The organism is Streptomyces sp. P9(2023) (genome assembly GCF_032436795.1).
Lineage (GTDB): Bacteria > Actinomycetota > Actinomycetes > Streptomycetales > Streptomycetaceae > Streptomyces.
The window spans coordinates 1-267 of the sequence record NZ_JAUPWM010000529.1 but is presented as its reverse complement, the minus strand read 5'-3'; the positions used below and the strand labels follow the sequence as shown (position 1 = coordinate 267).

Here is a 267-nt window from a genome sequence, read left to right as displayed (position 1 = left end):
AGAATAAAAAGAATAAAGATATTAAATGAGAAAGGATTTGAAGCTGCCAATATAAGTATCGATTTATATTCTTTTAAATACAAGCGAAAACCATCCTTTTGTATTTCCCTCAAAATAGGTACTACCAATATCCGCAATAACAATAGCGTTTGTACTCGAATCAATCAGCGCTGATTGTATGTCGAAATCTTTAGGTTCTATTTTACCGAATTTTACATTTGATTTTTCTTGTGCATTTACAAGAAAAGTGGCGAGGCATAGAACCAC

Annotated in this window: 1 protein-coding gene; it reads right to left on the bottom strand. The window is 31.8% G+C overall.

Annotation, left to right across the window (positions count from 1 at the left end; all coding sequences use genetic code 11):
* Window positions 1–63: 63 nt before the first annotated feature.
* The coding region (locus Q5762_RS38605) for a hypothetical protein (RefSeq protein ID WP_315896985.1) at window positions 64–267 on the bottom strand (204 nt) is incomplete at its 5' end.